The organism is Shimia sp., assembly GCF_022448905.1.
Lineage (GTDB): Bacteria > Pseudomonadota > Alphaproteobacteria > Rhodobacterales > Rhodobacteraceae > Shimia.
The window spans coordinates 1-15,474 of the sequence record NZ_JAKVCW010000023.1 but is presented as its reverse complement, the minus strand read 5'-3'; the positions used below and the strand labels follow the sequence as shown (position 1 = coordinate 15,474).

Here is a 15,474-nt window from a genome sequence, read left to right as displayed (position 1 = left end):
CCCTGACAATAAAGGGGGCGCGTGTTGTTGATCCCGCGCGTGCCCCAACCCTGGCCCAGAATCTTGGGTCAGAAAAGCGCGTTATCAAGGGGGATGCCCGGAAGTTCCCGGCAGGTCCACGCACAAAGCCTGTGCGGGACGGCGTCCTTAGAGGCTGGGGTGGGCAAAGGCCAGCGGTTTTGTGGTCACAAGTTTGTGGGGGAAGGGGGGCTTGGACCTCGAGTACCCGACACACTCCCAGCCAAGGTTTTCTGTGCGCCAATCCGCCAACCTTCAAACCGTCGCGCTCAGCGTGACGGATCGCACCCGACCCCGCCCCCCAGGGCGGGTGCGATTTCGCGACGTCTGCGCTAGACGGAATGTGTGGAATGCGTGGACAGAGACGCGCCAAACGGAGAGCCGCCCTCGGGATCGGGTGCGATCCTTAGTTGCAGCTTGCCTTCAGCGGCAACAGTACGGCTCGGCAAAGCCGCGCCGCGCCCCATTGCCGGCAGGGCCTTGCGCAGCAAGGTCCCGAGAGGGACCCTCCCCCCAGGAGGGCGCTTTGCACCCACCTAGGGTCGGGCGCAGCTCTCTCGATCTTCTCTCAAACGTCGATACTGGATAGCAGCGGCGGCTGAGCCGGTGGGGCAGTTTCCGCGTTAGCGCGCAACAACTCAGCCACGTAGTTGCGGAAATTCTCCAACGTCAAATCGCTCGGAGCCACACCAAAGAAATAGCCCACACTCACTGCCGCGCCGCTCCAGAACAATGGGCTGCCAATCGTTTTGCCAAAGGACTTTGCGGCCTCTTGGGAAATGATCCCTTTCAATGCCTTGCTTTTGGCAACGGCCAGTTCCCCTTCCAGTTCAGTCACTCTTGCATGCAGCATCGAAATCTCGTCTACAAGCAGGCTTTCTTTCTCGCCCTCGTCGGTTTTATTGCCAATCACACGCGCAATGGCTTTGAAGTGCCGTGGCAGCGCTTCAAGGTGTTTTAAATCCTCCGGCAAACAGTTCGCCGGGGCATCTCGCAAGTAATCTGAAATTGCACGCTCAATCGTTTCCGCACCATTGAGAGCGGTTGCCGCCGAAAGTACTGGGTTCGTCAAAAAGTGCCCTACGTGTTCTCGCAGCGCCTTCTCTTCCAAAGGCGCTGGGCCGCCGAGATTTGCTTCGATCTCACGAATAGCCGCTGCAACCGCTTCGGCACCAGCATCCCAAACCGCGTCGTCAATCAAGGCCACTTGAGTTTGCAGCGCCCAATCAAGTGGCCGACCAATGACAAAACCTTGGTACCATCTGCGCCAAAACTCGAAGGCTTCACCTTGCTGGAAAGTTTCAAACGCCGAGTTTTCTGGAATATGATTTCGCCAAGCGTCGTCGGTAGTCCACAATGGTTTTCTGAATATATCCTTGTCGCCGTCTAAGCAGTCGCGCGCGGTCTCGTTGGCGCAATGTTGCGCGACGATTTTGTATGCATCGTTCTGAGTTGTAGAAACAGCAATCGCAGCAGAAAATTGTTGCTGCCTCGCCTCATTGGAAAAGCCTGCTGCTAAATCTTGTATGGCGGCAAGCATCTCCGTTCTGTCACCGGATTTTAGCGCAGTAGCAACCATGAGTGACCCGGAGCCGGCGGCTATAACTAGCTCATCCAAGCGTGTTTGCTCAAAGACTGTCCTAGCTGATGCTCCTCGGTCAATGGGTTTGGCTCGTAGCAACGCTATGCAGCGAACGAGAACCCTGCAAACCTTCAATTGCTCTGCACTCAAGTCACGACTCGATCGAAGAGTTGGTTCGAAAAAGGACCTCAATCCTGCCCTTACAACGACGTCTTGGCACCTATGGTGCGACAGCGTTTCGAAAACGTCTTCGACCTCTCTGAATGCCTCTTCAAAGACGCCATCAATAATAAGTTTGGTCGAAGCGCTAATTTCTAACAAAACTGCCTCACTCAAGTCGAAATTCAAGTAATAACCCGCTCCGCACCCTACAGCGCTGCTTGACCAACGCAAGATTCCCCCTCATATCCCGCAACATGAGCACCGATCTGTCCAAAATCCGCAATTTCTCCATCGTGGCCCACATCGACCACGGTAAATCCACCCTTGCTGACCGCCTCATCCAAGAGACGGGCACGGTGGAAGATCGTGACATGAAGGAACAGCTGCTCGACAGCATGGACATCGAGCGCGAGCGTGGCATCACCATCAAAGCCAACACCGTGCGCATCGACTACAAAGCCGATGACGGCGAGACCTATGTCTTGAACCTCATCGACACCCCCGGTCACGTCGACTTTGCCTATGAGGTCTCCCGCTCGATGAAAGCGGTCGAAGGCTCGCTCCTGGTGGTGGACAGCACCCAGGGTGTTGAGGCGCAGACGCTTGCCAACGTTTATCAGGCCATCGAAGCCGACCACGAACTGGTGCCTGTGCTCAACAAGATCGACCTGCCCGCGTCCGATTGTGACCGCGTTGCGGAACAAATCGAAGACGTGATCGGCATCGACGCCACCGGCGCCATTCAGGTCTCCGCCAAAACCGGCGTTGGCATCCACGAAACACTCGAAGCCATCGTGAAAGAACTCCCCGCGCCCGAAGGCAACATCGACGCGCCGCTCAAGGCGATGCTGGTGGACAGCTGGTATGACGCTTACTTGGGCGTGATCGTGCTGGTGCGCATCATGGACGGCACCCTGAAAAAGGGCCAGCGCGTCAAGTTCATGTCCAACGGCACGCTGCACAATGTGGACCGCGTCGGCGTCTTCCGCCCGGAGATGCAGATGGTCGACAGTTTGGGCCCTGGCGAGATCGGCTTCCTCACCGCCTCGATCAAACAGGTGCGCGACACCCGCGTCGGGGATACCATCACCAACGACCGCCACGGCACCGAAGAGGCGCTGCCGGGCTTCAAACCAGCCCAGCCGGTGGTCTTCTGTGGCCTCTTCCCGGTGGATAGCTCGGAATTTGAAGACCTGCGCGACGCCATCGACAAACTGGCGCTGAACGACGCGTCTTTCTCGTTTGAAATGGAAACCTCCGCCGCGCTGGGCTTTGGCTTCCGCTGCGGCTTCCTGGGCCTGTTGCACCTCGAAGTGATCCGCGACCGGATCGAGCGGGAGTACAACATCGAGCTCATAACCACCGCGCCGTCGGTGATCTATCACGTCTACATGAAAGACGGCGAGATGATCGAGCTGCACAACCCTGCTGACATGCCCGACATGTCCAAGGTCGACCACCTCGAGGAGCCGCGCATCAAGGCCACCATCCTTGTGCCGGACGAATACCTCGGCGACGTGCTGAAACTCTGCCAGGACCGCCGCGGCATCCAGGAAGACCTCACCTACGCCGGCACCCGCGCGATGGCGGTCTATGACCTGCCGCTCAACGAGGTGGTGTTTGACTTCTACGACCGCCTAAAATCGGTGACCAAAGGCTATGCCTCCTTTGACTATCAGATGACCGGCTACCGCGAAGACAACCTCGTGAAGATGTCCGTGCTGGTGAACGACGAGCCGGTCGACGCGCTCTCCATGATGGTGCACCGCGACCGCGCCGAAATGCGCGGCCGGGCGATGTGTGAAAAGCTCAAAACCCTGATCCCGCGCCACATGTTCAAGATCCCAATTCAGGCGGCCATCGGCGGCAAAGTCATCGCGCGCGAGACATTGTCAGCCCTGCGCAAAGACGTGACGGCCAAGTGTTACGGCGGCGACGCCACGCGAAAACGCAAGCTTCTGGACAAGCAGAAAGCCGGTAAGAAAAAGATGCGCCAGTTCGGGAAAGTCGACATCCCGCAGGAAGCATTTATTAGCGCGCTCAAAATGGACGACTAAGTCGTCCAGTTTCGAGCGCGAGTGCGCGGAAGCGAAGGCAAAGCCTTCGCGGGCGCACCCCGGTCCTTAAGGCACACAACACCTGCCCCAATCCTCCAAAGGCCGCTCAACCGAGCGGCCTTTCTCTTTGTCCAACCTCAGTCGCATGGCCACCGCCCGCAAGGATCGCGCCCGACCCCGAGGGCGGCAGTCCACTTGGTACAACCCTGTCCGCACATCCTCCACGTCCCGTCTGTTGCAGCCTTTGCAAAATCGCACCCGCCCTGGGGGGCGGGGTCGGGCGCGATCCGGATCAGAGATCCGGGTGATAATGTGCTCAACTTACTTAATGATATTTCGGAAAACTTGAGGGTAGGCTAATTGTTGTCCGTTGCTGGCGGTCTCGATTCAAACACCGACAGCTTTGCGTTTCTGTTTCTTGTTTTTGAGGGGATGAAATTGGATCAAATCACGAAGCTTGTCGAATGGACAAAGCAAAACCATAAAACAGTTTCACTCTATTTTTACGTCATTGCCGCTCCAAATGCTTTGTTTTGGAGCTTCGTCTGGTCAATTGGCGGTCCATTGGAGCAAATGGTCGACGCTCGTTTTTTTTACGGCTTTTTCTTCGAGCTTGGTTCGATAATCTTGTTAACTTCTGCAGCTTCTGTAGCTGTTTACTATTTTTCAGCCGTAGTGGTTTTGAGTTTACCAATTGGGGTTTTCAAACGCAGCGTGGTACGTCGATTCCGTCGGCACCTATTGTTTGAAACCTCAACAAAAGTTTTGATTTGGTTGGTAGTGTTTTCGTACTTCTATTTCGGTGCAGCTTGGATTGCGCCGATTGTGATCGCGAGCTTTCTCGGCTGGTTTTGGTACGACATCGAGAAAGCGGTAGCTCCAACTTGGTACGAGAAAAAATCTACAGAACTCGACTTGGGTTATTTGCGCTTCTCGGACAAAGTTCGCGCCAATGGACCACCGATTGGAATGACGGAAGATGAGGCTCTCCGCTACGGTTGGATGCTTTTACGTCGGAGGTTTAAGTCGACTGGACCGAAGGTTGAGACGAACTGGGAGGTGTCTTTAAAGGATTTGCGAAGGCTTAAGCGCGTGCAACAAATTCTTGGAAGAGTGTTTTCCGGGCTGGTTCTTGCGGCAGTCCTAATTCTTCCTTTCTTCGCCGGGAGCTGGCGAGCGTATAGGGTTGAAGAGATGCCGCCAGTAGAACTTTCTGTCAGTTTAAATGGAGGGACGGTCAAATTGGAAAGGACCATAATCGGCAAATCTAGAGACTTTCTTCTAGTATTGGACCGCAGGACATCTGCCGTAACCGCGTTGCCGCTTAGCTCTGTAAGCGTTGCTCCACTAGTCGGCGATTGAACCGGTTTAGGTTTGTGGTGAAATTGGAGCGGAATTGGTTTTAATACACCCACTTTCTGCAACTTGTTTTACAGGTTAAAAGCCTGTGTCTTGCACAAGCAGCGCCTTTGGGCTCCGTCCGTTCAAGCCTGAATTGATCCACCGGATCAATCCGGGCAGCGCCCGACCCTCCCCACGGGAGGGCGCTTTCAGCACCCACCCAGGGTCAGGCGCTCCCCTTTGTTGCGAGCCGCAACCCTCAAAACACCCGACAGACGCGTGCACCCCGCCACGCGCAACCTGCCCAAACCCAATTCCGCCCGTGGCGCCGCCACAAAATTCCATCCTTCCCCAAATCCCCCACAACGCACACCTTTCCCAACCCATCCCCAGCTTATCCACAGGAAATCCCCAAGCTTCCCCAATGGCTTACCCCCAGCGGCTTTCGTAAAACTGTCACTTTTTTCTTGCCCGACTCGGCCCTCCTGACCCACCATCAAGTCAACGCAAGGGATCGCAAGATCCGGCGCGGGACGCTGAGGTCTTCCGGAGAGGGCATATGCCCGCCAGTGACTGGCGCGGGGAAGGGACGGCTAGCCGGAACAGACCTCGCAAGGCGCGTTTGATGCCTCGTTTGAGGCCCACCACAACGCGTCGTCCACGCTGGACTATTCGACGGATCGCTGGCCGAAATGCCTGTGAGATCAGGCCGCCCTCATCCTACGGCGGCGGGGTCCTAAGGCAGGAAGGCGGCACACGCCTGAGCGGTGGCCGATGGGAAGAAGGGACAACACCACGCGGACGGATCGCACAACCCAGTGCGCCTCACCTGCAAGGTGCTTTGATCATCGGTTTGGGGGGAGGTGATTGTCCTCTTGCCAGAAGCGGGCTCCATAGGGGCTGCGTTTGTGGCGATAGGCCAAGCAGATCCCGCTGCACTGGCCCGGATGGGCTTGCCCCATCTTTGGGGCGGGTTGGGACTGGTCCCGTTTGGGGCTGGCCTGTGGTCTCGCTATGAGGCCGCGCAAAAGGGACAGCGCGAGATGAATGCGCGTGACGGGTGGGGCAACCTGCTTGGAGGGCCATTCAAAACGAAGGCGTCAGGTCGTGGGCATGGGTCGTGTTTTGACCCGCTGCCGTCCATCACCTGACGCCTTCTTTCTTTTCTGATCTCGGCGCACGGATGCGCGATCCCCTCTTAACAGGGCGCGTCGCTGTGCCTAACCTCATTGCAGACACATCAGAGGAGTTCCCCATGCCGACCACCGCCGCCGACCTTCTGCAAGCCGCCCATGCGGTTGTCCCGAAAATCTCCGCTGCTGACGCGCAGGCCAAAGTTGCCGCCGGGGCGTTGCTTTTGGATGTGCGCGACGCGCCAGAGTTGGCCGCCAATGGCCGCGCCGAGGGCAGCCACCACATCCCGCGGGGCATGCTCGAATTCCGCGCCGACCCGGCGACACAGTTCCACGACCCGGAGCTGCAGTTTGAACGCGCTGTGATTTTGCACTGCGCCTCCGGCGGCCGCGCTGCGCTGGCGGGCAAGCTGCTTAAGGACATGGGCTATCAGGAAGTGTACAATCTTGGTGGATTCAAAGACTGGGTCGAGGGCGGTGGCGCTGTGATCGAGCCGGTTGACCCCGGTATGTGAGCTGACGTGGACGTCAAATTTTGCACTGTCGCGATACCGCCCGGATACCGACGCAATACCGACGTGAAATTTGGCGCAAACTTCCGTCTGGAAAATTCCCTTTTAGCCGCCTAAACTTGACGGGCTCGCCAGATTTGCGCGGGCCTTTTGACCAAAGATTTTACAAACTGGAAGAACACCTATGAGCACCAATCGTGAGACGCTGACCAAAGAATTGCTCGAACTGGTCGCGCAGGAAGGCATGGTGGAACCTTCTGAAATCACACCAGAAAGACCGCTTGAGGAGCTGGACATTCAGTCCGCGGACTTTGTGATGATCCTCATGGCAATTGAGGAAAAATACGGCGCTTATGTCTCAGTGGACAATGAGCTGACCGACGTTGTGACGGTGCAGGATCTGTTAAACCTCGCGATCTCCAAAATCGAAGCGCATCAGGCCGCAGAGGCGTGAGCCGCGTCGTCGTCACCGGCCTCGGCGCCGTTTCCGCCTGCGGTCTTGGCGCGGCCAAATTGATTGAGGCCACGCAGACGGGGCGCTCCGGTGTCAAACCTATTTCATTTGACGATCTGGATGCGCAACGGGTTAAAACGGCTGCGCGTTTGTCTGAGACTGATCTGGCGGAGGTGTTGGGGGAAAAGCCGCACCGCATGCGCGAACCTGTGGTGGAATACGCATTATCTGCTGCACGTGAGGCCGTAGCGCAGGCTGGCCTGTCTGAGACGCATTTTGGCGAGGCTTGTGGTGTCTCGATTGGGTCTGGGTTTGGTGGCGGGCAGACACTCAATGTCAATTATATGAAGTTTGGGCGAGAGGGGTCGATGCGCTTGGATCCCATGTCTGTGCCCAAAATCATGAACAACGCCGCCGCCAGCTGGGTCTCCATGGAGTTTGGCGCAACCGGTCCGGCGCTGTGCCTCGCCACCGCCTGTTCGTCGGGCAGCCAGTCCATTGGTATGGGCTATCAGATGATCGCCTCTGGCCAAGTGGATCGCTGCCTAGCTGGCGGTTCGGAAGCCTGTCTGGAAAGCGGCGTGTTTCGAGTCTGGGAGCTGCTTCGGGTGATGACGGCGGATGTGAACCGCCCGTTCAGCAAAGACCGCAATGGCATGATCCTTGGCGAAGGCGCGGGGGTTCTGGTGCTGGAAAGCCTGGAAAGCGCTGAGGCACGCGGGGCGGCTATCTTGTGTGAACTGGTTGGCTTTGGCACCAACTCCGACGCCGGTGATCTCTTGCGCCCCGATCCCAACCGCGCTGCCGCCTGTATGCGCATTGCGCTCAAGTCCGCGAGCCTGACGCCTTCGGACGTCGGCTATGTGAACGCCCATGGCACCGGCACGGTGGCCAATGACGTGAACGAGGTGACGGCGCTGCGCGACGTGTTTGGTGATGATCTAGACGGGCTGGATGTCTCCTCCACCAAGCCCATCCACGGCCACGGGCTTGGCGCGGCGGGCGCTTTGGAAATGATCGTCGCCATCGGCGCGTTGCAACGTCAATCGGTGCCGCCGACTATCAACTTCACCGAGGTCGACCCCAAGATCGGCCTTGATCCGGTTGCCAATGTGGCCAAGCCCAAACCGTTGGGTGCCGTTATGTCCAACTCGCTGGCGTTTGGTGGCATCAACGCAACCTTGATTGCCAGGGCCTATGCCCCAAATTGAGATGGGCGCAGACCTGCGGCAGTTGGCAACCGGTGTGGCCGAGAGCGACAGCGCAGCTTTGTCCGAGTTGACCGCTGAGCTCCTAAAGCTTCCTGCCAAAGCCATTCGGCTCTCAACCCGCGCCGCCTTCTTGCTGGGCGATCCCGCGCTTGCGGAGGTTCGGGGCAACCTCACTGCACAAGCCGGCACGTTTGCTGTTCATGAAAGCCAACGGATCACTGGGATATCCAACCAATCCTTGTCAGCGGGGGCAAGTGTTTTGGTGTCCACTCAAGCCGACGCCAGATCGGCGCGCCTGGGCTTTCAGATTGAGGACACAGAGGCTGCGCTTGAAACCCGCGTCCGCTTTCTGACGCCAGAGGCAATCCGCGCCCTGTCCGCACCCGAGCTTCAGACCAACATGCTGGGGCAGGGGGCACAAACCTTTGCGACATTGCCGCTCGCCGCAACCCATATCGCGCGCTACACCACATTGGCGCACGATCCAAATCCGCTGCACGTAGACAAAGCCGCCGCACAAGCGGCCGGTTTCAAGGATGTGATTGCGCCGGGCATGTTGCTGTGTGCCTTGGCGGAGATGGCTTTTGCGCAGACCAGTCCCAACACCCAAATCCAAGACCTCCGCGCCCGCTTCTTGTCGCCCGCGTTGGTCAATACCTCGGTTCAGGTGGTCGTTTCGCAAACATCAAAAACAAAATCGCGGGTGTTTGTGGTCAGCGAAACACAAGACATCCACGCCATCGTGGACATTTTCACCGCCGCCTAACCCTCACTGACAGGCGTAATAGGCCCAGATCATCACCAGATAGGTCAGTTGATGCAGCGCCTGATCGGTGCCCATCGCGTACCAGTAAAGCGGTTGATCCGGGGTCAGGTTGCGGTTCATCGAATAGCGCGCCTTGGCCCAGTCAATGTGGAAATGCACAATGAACTCCACCAGCACCATCCAGAAAATCAGCATTGGGCTGGCACCAAACACGGCCAGAACAAGGATCGAGAAAACCGCATGGATGCCCGCGTGCTGCGCGCGCCCCATATGCCAGTATTTCTCGCGGCCCATGATCATCTTAGCGTTCTGCAGGAAAAAATCCGCCACCAAGTGTTTGATCTGAAGTGCCGCGACCAGCAACAACACTGTCGTGATCTGGTCCATAGACCTCGCCCCATCCTAAGTTCTGAAAAGAGACTAGCGGTAGAATCAAGGAACAGCAAACCTCTGTTTTCACTCTAGCAAACTTCGATTAAGAATCCGTTTGAACAGGCCCCACTTCGGTTGGTAGCATTTGCCGAATGGGACGGCGCGGACCCCGCGCTGCAAACCGGGAGTAGACGGTATCGAACGCTCATTATTTGCCTTCATCTGGAAGTATTCAAAACGTGACCAGATGGTGCTTCTGGTCCTGACGGTCTGTCTTTTTCCGTTGCAGTTCCTGACCTTGGAGCTGCCCAAACGCATCATCAACGACGCGATTGATGCGGACACCTCCTACATCGACGTGCTCAATTGGGAGATGACGCAGGAAAACTACCTGATCATGCTCAGTGTTTTGTTTCTGCTGGCGGTCTTGTTCCACGGCCTGATGAAAATGCGCATCAACACCATGAAAGGAGTGCTCTCGGAACGTATGCTGCGCCGCTATCGCTACACGCTGATTTCCCGCATCACCCGCTTCCCGCAGCCCTACCTGCGCCGCACCTCTCAAGGCGAAATGGTCAGCATGGTCACAGCCGAGGCCGAACCGCTTGGCGGCATGATGGGCGACGCAATCAGCCTGCCGGTGATGCAGGCCGGGCAAATGCTCACCATCCTGACCTTCCTGTTTCTGCAAAACGTCTGGTTTGGCCTCGCGGCAATCGCGCTGATCCCCTTGCAGGCCTGGCTCATTCCCAAGCTGCAACGTCAGATCAACCTCTTGAACAAAGACCGCATTGTGCAGGTCCGTCATCTCGCCGCTGAAATTGGCGAAACCGCCACCGGCACGCCCGAGCTGCGCGGCAACGGCGGCTGGCGCTTCCGCCTATCGCAAATCACCCGCCGTCTGGGAACGCTCTTCCTGATCCGCCTGTCGATCTACAAGAAGAAGTTCTTCATGAAGTTCCTCAACAACTTCATCACCCAGCTGACGCCGTTCTTCTTTTACCTCGTGGGCGGCCTTCTTGTGATCCGCGGTCAAGTCACCCTCGGCGCGCTTGTCGCGGCTTTGGCGGCGTACAAAGACCTGTCTTCGCCGTGGAAAGAACTGCTGAACTACTACAACCGCGTTGCCGATCTGTCCCTGCGGTGGCACTTGATCGGCGATCGTTTTGGCCCATCCGGTATGGTGGATGAAGAGCTGATCGACAATGAGCCCGACGACATCCCACGCCTGACCGGCGACATCGTTCTCAAAGACGTCTACGTCCGTGACCACGATGGCGACAGCGTGTTGGAAAACATCTCCACAACCGTGCGCCAAGGCGCAGTGATCGGCATCCGCTCGCAAGACGCCGAAGAGCGCCGGGCCGTGGCCGAGCTGTTCACACGTGAGATCACGCCTTTGAGCGGCTCGCTCTCCATTGGCGACGTCAAACTCAACGACCTGCACCAACGCGTGATCGCCACCCGCGTGGGCTACGCCGACCCGTCGCCCTACGTGTTTGAAGGCACCTTTGGCGACAACGTGCTGATGCCGCTCAAGCAAAAACCGCTCTCCGATCTTCCCGACCCCATGGGCGAGGCGGAAGAGAAAAAACGCGCCTATGAATCCAGCCGCACCGGTAACAGCGCCGATCGTCTGTTCTCGGATTGGGTCAATCCAGCGCTTGGTGATCTGACCAACGAAGACGATGTGCACGCCTGGTGGGTGAAAGTCATGGACGCCACCGGCGCGGGCAATGCCCTGTTCCGCAAAGGTCTGGACCAACCCTTTGCTGAGAGCGACCACCCGGAATTGGCGCAAACTCTTGTCGATCTGCGCCCGCAAATCCGCGCGGCGCTGGACAAGGCAGGCCTCACCAAATCCTACTTCCGCTTTGACCGCGAGCAGTACAACCCGGCCCTGCCTGTGGCCGCCAACCTGTTCTTTGCCACCCCGCGGCAGATGATCACCGATGGCCGCGAAGAGCGCATCAGCGAGTTCCTGAAACTGCTGCAAGAGCTGGGCATCGAAGAGAGCATCCTGCGCATGAGCCGCGAAGTGGTGGAAATGCTGAACCAGACCTTTGGCGTGGACGGCACCGACCACCCGCTGTTCCAGCAGCTTGGTTTTGATCCGGATGACTTCACCCGCAATGTGGAGCTATTTGCCAAGAGCCGTGATGTGCGGCTGGCCAATATGACACAAGAAGAGCTGGAGCAGATGATCTCGCTGCCGCTTCTTGTGTCGGCAGAACGCATCGGCGCGGGCTTTAGCGATGAGCTCAAGCAATCCATTTTAGAACTGCGCCATTCCGAGGCGCAAAAGCTGTCAGAATGGACCGCCGTCTATTTTGCCCCCCTGCGCGAAGACCGCTACGCTCCCGGCCTGACGGTGCTGGAAAACGCGATCTTTGGCAAACTTGCCGCCTCTGCGGGCCCCCGTGCCGAGCAAATTCGCGACATCGTTGCGCAAACACTGGCAGAAGCCGGGATGAAACAAGAGGTGGCCGAGCTGCTGTTTGCCGTGCCCACCGGCATTGGCGGCGCAGGGCTGCCCTCTGCCTTTGCCGAACCGCTCGCCATCAGCCGCGCGGCGATCAAAAAGCCCGATGTGATGATCCTCAACCGCTGTCTTGCCAACTATGAGGAAGGCCAGGCCGCTCATACCATCGCCAACCTGCGCGAACTGCTGCCCAACACAACCTTCCTCTATCTGGAGGAAGAGTTTGAGGACGCCGACAGCTTTGATCTGGTGTTGGAGCTGGAACACGGCCGTCTGAAAGACAGCGGTGTGGCTGCGGTGGACGACACAGATAACGCCGCCAGCGCCGACCTGCGCCGCAAAATGCGCGCGCTGGCTTCGGCCGATATGTTCAACGGGCTGTCCCGCCGCCAAATGCGTCTCTTGGCCTTTGGCGCGCAATGGCACAGCGCCCCGGCGGGCGAGTACGTCTTCCATATGGGGGATGATCCCTCTGATGGCGCCTATCTGATCCTCGAAGGTGAGGCCGGTCTGGGCTATCGCACGCCGGACGGCCAATCCCATGTTGTGGCCGAGGCGGGGGCGGGCACGCTGGTGGGCGAACTGGCCCTGATCCGCAAGGAAAAGCGCGCGCTGGACATGTATGCCAAATCCGATCTGGAAATGCTGCGCTTGGGCGAAAGCGAGTTTATGGCGGTGGTCGAAAACGACGCCTCCACCGCCTTCCGCATCCTGCAAGCGGTCTCCGGCTATGTCGGCGCGCCAAAGCAAAGCAACAGTGAAACTGAAGACGCCTGATCGGCACGGTCAGGCGGGAATGGTAGGGTATCGTGACACATCCGAAAGTCTGGGAGTCACTTCTGCTATATGACTCACGTAACGTGAGGAACATCTACTTTCAAATGCCGACGGATCATGAGCCTGAATCCTTGGATTGGACAAATGTCTTTGTGGATTTTCGGCGCAATTTTTTTAGTTTGGGGCGAGGTGCGTTGAGTGCTGAGGTGTTGCCGTTGTTTTCTTTCTGGCGCTACAAAGATGAGCCAAGAAAGAAGCGCGATAACCTCCCCGATGCATTTACGGTGCATTTGGGCATTCCAATCGTGTCTGGACATATGAAGGCGGTCTTGGAGCGGTTCGACCTTGGCGACACATCTTTTTACCCAATTAAGCTCTATGAGTTTGACCAAGTAACACAGCGCCCCGATGACCTCTATATTTGGGATGTTCGCAACGCCGTGAGGGCACTGGTGCCCGAAAAATCAAAGGGCATACTGGACTTACTTGGTCACGGTACCACATGGGATATGTTTCCCGAAAAGGGGAAGTTTCTTGCCTTGGATGAAGCGTGCATTCCCGATGTTGACGTCTGGATCGACCCCCAGATTGAGAGTCGACTCTTTTTCTCAGACCGGCTCCGCACTGCGCTGCGACAGGCGGACCTAAGCCTGCGCTGTTTTGGCTGGCGTGCATGTAAGTTGGTGGCGCGCTGACAGGTGCCCCCCTTTTCCACGCGTTACTTTGCTCCGATCTCATTGCGGCATCCAAGCCCAACCCCAAGGTCACAATGTGCGCGTAGCCGCTTTGTGTCTGCGCGGGTCCATCCCGCCGGCGCCGTGACTTCGGCCCAAGGTGAAATGTAATCCCGCGCATAGTAGGCATGGCCGTGGCCGGGCGGTGCGCCAAAGGACAGCGCCATATCCAACGCCAACTGGAACTGGGTGACAATCGGAATGAACACCAGATGGCGGGAGACATCCTCGGCAGGCGGATCGTTCATCCATTCCGGTGCTCGAAATAGCGAGAACGGATCGTAAAACACAATCGGATCGCTGGAGTACTGCAAAAAGGCAATCCGCATCCGCCCCCAGGGGCCGGGGGCTTCGGAGGCATCGTGGAAATGGTTGGCATAGCGCACCAGAGAGCCTGTGCCCAACTCCGGCAACACCCAGGGGCTGTCCGAGTTGCGCGCGTTCTGAATGGTCTGCCAGAAACGGGAGGGGAACGGCGGCCCGGCCCAAAACGCACCGTTGATCGGATCATCCAGCAGGCGGAACAGGTTGGTGGCATACATCGACGACCAGGCTCCAAGGCTGAGCCCATGGGCATACAGCCGGGGCCGCGTGTCTTTGGGCAAGGTCTCCCAATACTCATGCACCACTTCCAACAACGCTGTCGCCTGATCCAGCCCGGTGCGGGTTTCCAAAATCAGTGCCAGCGGCGACTGCAAATAGGAGTACTGCACACTCACCGTGGCGATGTCGCCATTGTGCATATACTCCACCGGATCATGGGAGCCCGGATCCATCCACCCGGTGCCGGTTGGGCTGGTGACAATCAGCACCTCGCGTTCAAACGCCTTAACGCGGATCAGCTCCGCCAAAGCCAGCTCTGCGCGCTCTCTGGGGGTCTCGCCATTGGCACGCCCGACATAGACCCGCAGCGGTTCTTTGGCGGGCTGGCCGGTAAAGGCGGAAATCGCTTTGGCAGTGGGGCCGGTCAAAACAAAGTCCCGACCGGGCTGCCCCATGGCGGCCCAATCAATCAGCGACGCGGTGGAGCCAGATTGATGCGCATGAGGGGGTAGGGGCGGGGCCACGTCAAACAACTCCTGCGCCGCCTCATAGCTCTGATCCAAGGAAGCCACGACCCGGTCAAAAATCCCGTCCCGTGTGACAACAAACAGAATGGCAAAGACAGTCACCACACCCAGCACATTGGCGCGGCGCGGCGGCATGATGCGATAGAACTTCGCCCGCACCCAACGGAACAGCGCGGCCACCAATGCCCCCACCGCATAAAGCCCCAGAAAGGTCAGCGATGTGAGCGTGATCAGGCGGGCCAGGTGTCGCCCTTCCACCGCCTCCATATCCATCTTACCGCGCAGTTCGTTGTGCCATTCCAAACTGTAGACCAAGATCCAGATCGTCAGCGCAATCACGGCAAGTGTCAGAAGGGTATCAAAGACAGTGCCAATGCGGCCGCTAAGGCGCGGTAAATCCGCCGCTTGCCAGATCAGGCTGAGGGACTGCCCCAGCAGATATCCAATCGCAATGATCACGCCCCCCAGAATACCCTGTTCCACCGCGCCTCTGGGAATAAGGGAGGGCGTCATAGAGGCGGCAAAGAACGCAAGCCCCAGCAAAAAGCTGCGGAGCGAAAAACGAAAAATCCAACGGCGCAGCCAGGTCAAAGCAGTGTCCTTTAGGTGTGGTATCCCGAGCAGACTAATCTCTCTTTCTCCAAACAAAAGCGTCTTCGCGGCTGAGGAGGCAAATTGGTCGATGACTGTACCACATCTGCGTGGGGTGTTGCCTCACGCCAGGAGGGACGACCTGTCTCTTCACCTATTGGAAACGACAGTCTCATTGTCCTTCTTTCTCTGCACCTCCGTGAAACAGTCGC

Annotated in this window: 11 protein-coding genes; 8 read left to right on the top strand and 3 right to left on the bottom strand. The window is 57.9% G+C overall.

The features are described 5' to 3' along the window. Positions 1 to 586: 586 nt before the first annotated feature. Entirely contained in the window at positions 587 to 1,597 is a 1,011-nt protein-coding gene (locus MK208_RS19825) for a hypothetical protein (protein WP_294119403.1), read from the bottom strand. Between the two features lie 419 nt (positions 1,598 to 2,016). On the opposite strand from MK208_RS19825, the gene lepA reads away from it, so the two are divergent. From lepA to MK208_RS19795, 6 genes are all read left to right on the top strand, one after another. Next, positions 2,017 to 3,819 carry a translation elongation factor 4 gene (lepA, locus tag MK208_RS19820; protein ID WP_294119402.1) on the top strand — a complete coding sequence of 601 codons (1,803 nt, stop codon included), beginning with the start codon at positions 2,017 to 2,019 and terminating at the stop codon, positions 3,817 to 3,819. A 363-nt stretch (positions 3,820 to 4,182) separates the two neighbouring features. Then, positions 4,183 to 5,181 carry a hypothetical protein gene (locus MK208_RS19815; RefSeq protein WP_294119400.1) on the top strand — a complete coding sequence of 333 codons (999 nt, stop codon included), beginning with the start codon at positions 4,183 to 4,185 and terminating at the stop codon, positions 5,179 to 5,181. Positions 5,182 to 6,415: 1,234 nt separating this feature from the next. Then, on the top strand, positions 6,416 to 6,808 hold the full coding sequence (locus MK208_RS19810; RefSeq protein WP_294119399.1) for a rhodanese-like domain-containing protein: 393 nt from the start codon (positions 6,416 to 6,418) through the stop codon (positions 6,806 to 6,808). A gap of 181 nt (positions 6,809 to 6,989) precedes the next feature. Further along, on the top strand, positions 6,990 to 7,259 hold the full coding sequence (locus tag MK208_RS19805) for a phosphopantetheine-binding protein (protein WP_294119398.1): 270 nt from the start codon (positions 6,990 to 6,992) through the stop codon (positions 7,257 to 7,259). Next, positions 7,256 to 8,470, top strand: coding sequence for a beta-ketoacyl-[acyl-carrier-protein] synthase family protein (locus MK208_RS19800; protein WP_294119397.1), 1,215 nt, complete (start codon positions 7,256 to 7,258; stop codon positions 8,468 to 8,470). Before MK208_RS19805 ends, MK208_RS19800 begins: the two co-directional genes overlap by 4 nt. After that, a complete protein-coding gene (locus MK208_RS19795; RefSeq protein ID WP_294119395.1) occupies positions 8,457 to 9,236 on the top strand; it encodes a MaoC family dehydratase in 780 nt (259 codons plus the stop codon). Before MK208_RS19800 ends, MK208_RS19795 begins: the two co-directional genes overlap by 14 nt. Positions 9,237 to 9,239: 3 nt before the next feature. Here the strand turns inward: MK208_RS19795 and MK208_RS19790 are convergent, their stop codons facing one another. Further along, positions 9,240 to 9,623, bottom strand: a complete 384-nt coding sequence (locus MK208_RS19790; RefSeq protein ID WP_294119394.1) for a DUF3307 domain-containing protein — start codon at positions 9,621 to 9,623, stop codon at positions 9,240 to 9,242. Between the two features lie 232 nt (positions 9,624 to 9,855). Between MK208_RS19790 and MK208_RS19785 the strand changes: the two genes are divergently transcribed. Beyond that, complete coding sequence (locus tag MK208_RS19785; protein WP_294119393.1) at positions 9,856 to 12,867, top strand: cyclic nucleotide-binding domain-containing protein; 3,012 nt, start codon at positions 9,856 to 9,858, stop codon at positions 12,865 to 12,867. Positions 12,868 to 12,971: 104 nt separating this feature from the next. Next, positions 12,972 to 13,562 carry a DUF1629 domain-containing protein gene (locus MK208_RS19780; RefSeq protein WP_294119392.1) on the top strand — a complete coding sequence of 197 codons (591 nt, stop codon included), beginning with the start codon at positions 12,972 to 12,974 and terminating at the stop codon, positions 13,560 to 13,562. Positions 13,563 to 13,585: 23 nt separating this feature from the next. Here MK208_RS19780 and MK208_RS19775 read toward each other — a convergent pair whose 3' ends face one another. Further along, positions 13,586 to 15,184, bottom strand: a complete 1,599-nt coding sequence (locus tag MK208_RS19775; RefSeq protein WP_294119390.1) for an alpha/beta-hydrolase family protein — start codon at positions 15,182 to 15,184, stop codon at positions 13,586 to 13,588. Positions 15,185 to 15,474: the final 290 nt, after the last annotated feature.

Coding starts and splice junctions, on each gene's coding strand:
- MK208_RS19790 (WP_294119394.1), bottom strand. CDS start 9,623: ATGGACCAGATCACGACAGTGTTGTTGCTGGTCGCGGCACTTCAGATC.
- MK208_RS19810 (WP_294119399.1), top strand. CDS start 6,416: ATGCCGACCACCGCCGCCGACCTTCTGCAAGCCGCCCATGCGGTTGTC.
- MK208_RS19825 (WP_294119403.1), bottom strand. CDS start 1,597: ATGGTTGCTACTGCGCTAAAATCCGGTGACAGAACGGAGATGCTTGCC.
- lepA (WP_294119402.1), top strand. CDS start 2,017: ATGAGCACCGATCTGTCCAAAATCCGCAATTTCTCCATCGTGGCCCAC.
- MK208_RS19775 (WP_294119390.1), bottom strand. CDS start 15,184: ATGACGCCCTCCCTTATTCCCAGAGGCGCGGTGGAACAGGGTATTCTG.
- MK208_RS19780 (WP_294119392.1), top strand. CDS start 12,972: ATGCCGACGGATCATGAGCCTGAATCCTTGGATTGGACAAATGTCTTT.
- MK208_RS19805 (WP_294119398.1), top strand. CDS start 6,990: ATGAGCACCAATCGTGAGACGCTGACCAAAGAATTGCTCGAACTGGTC.
- MK208_RS19785 (WP_294119393.1), top strand. CDS start 9,856: ATGGTGCTTCTGGTCCTGACGGTCTGTCTTTTTCCGTTGCAGTTCCTG.
- MK208_RS19795 (WP_294119395.1), top strand. CDS start 8,457: ATGCCCCAAATTGAGATGGGCGCAGACCTGCGGCAGTTGGCAACCGGT.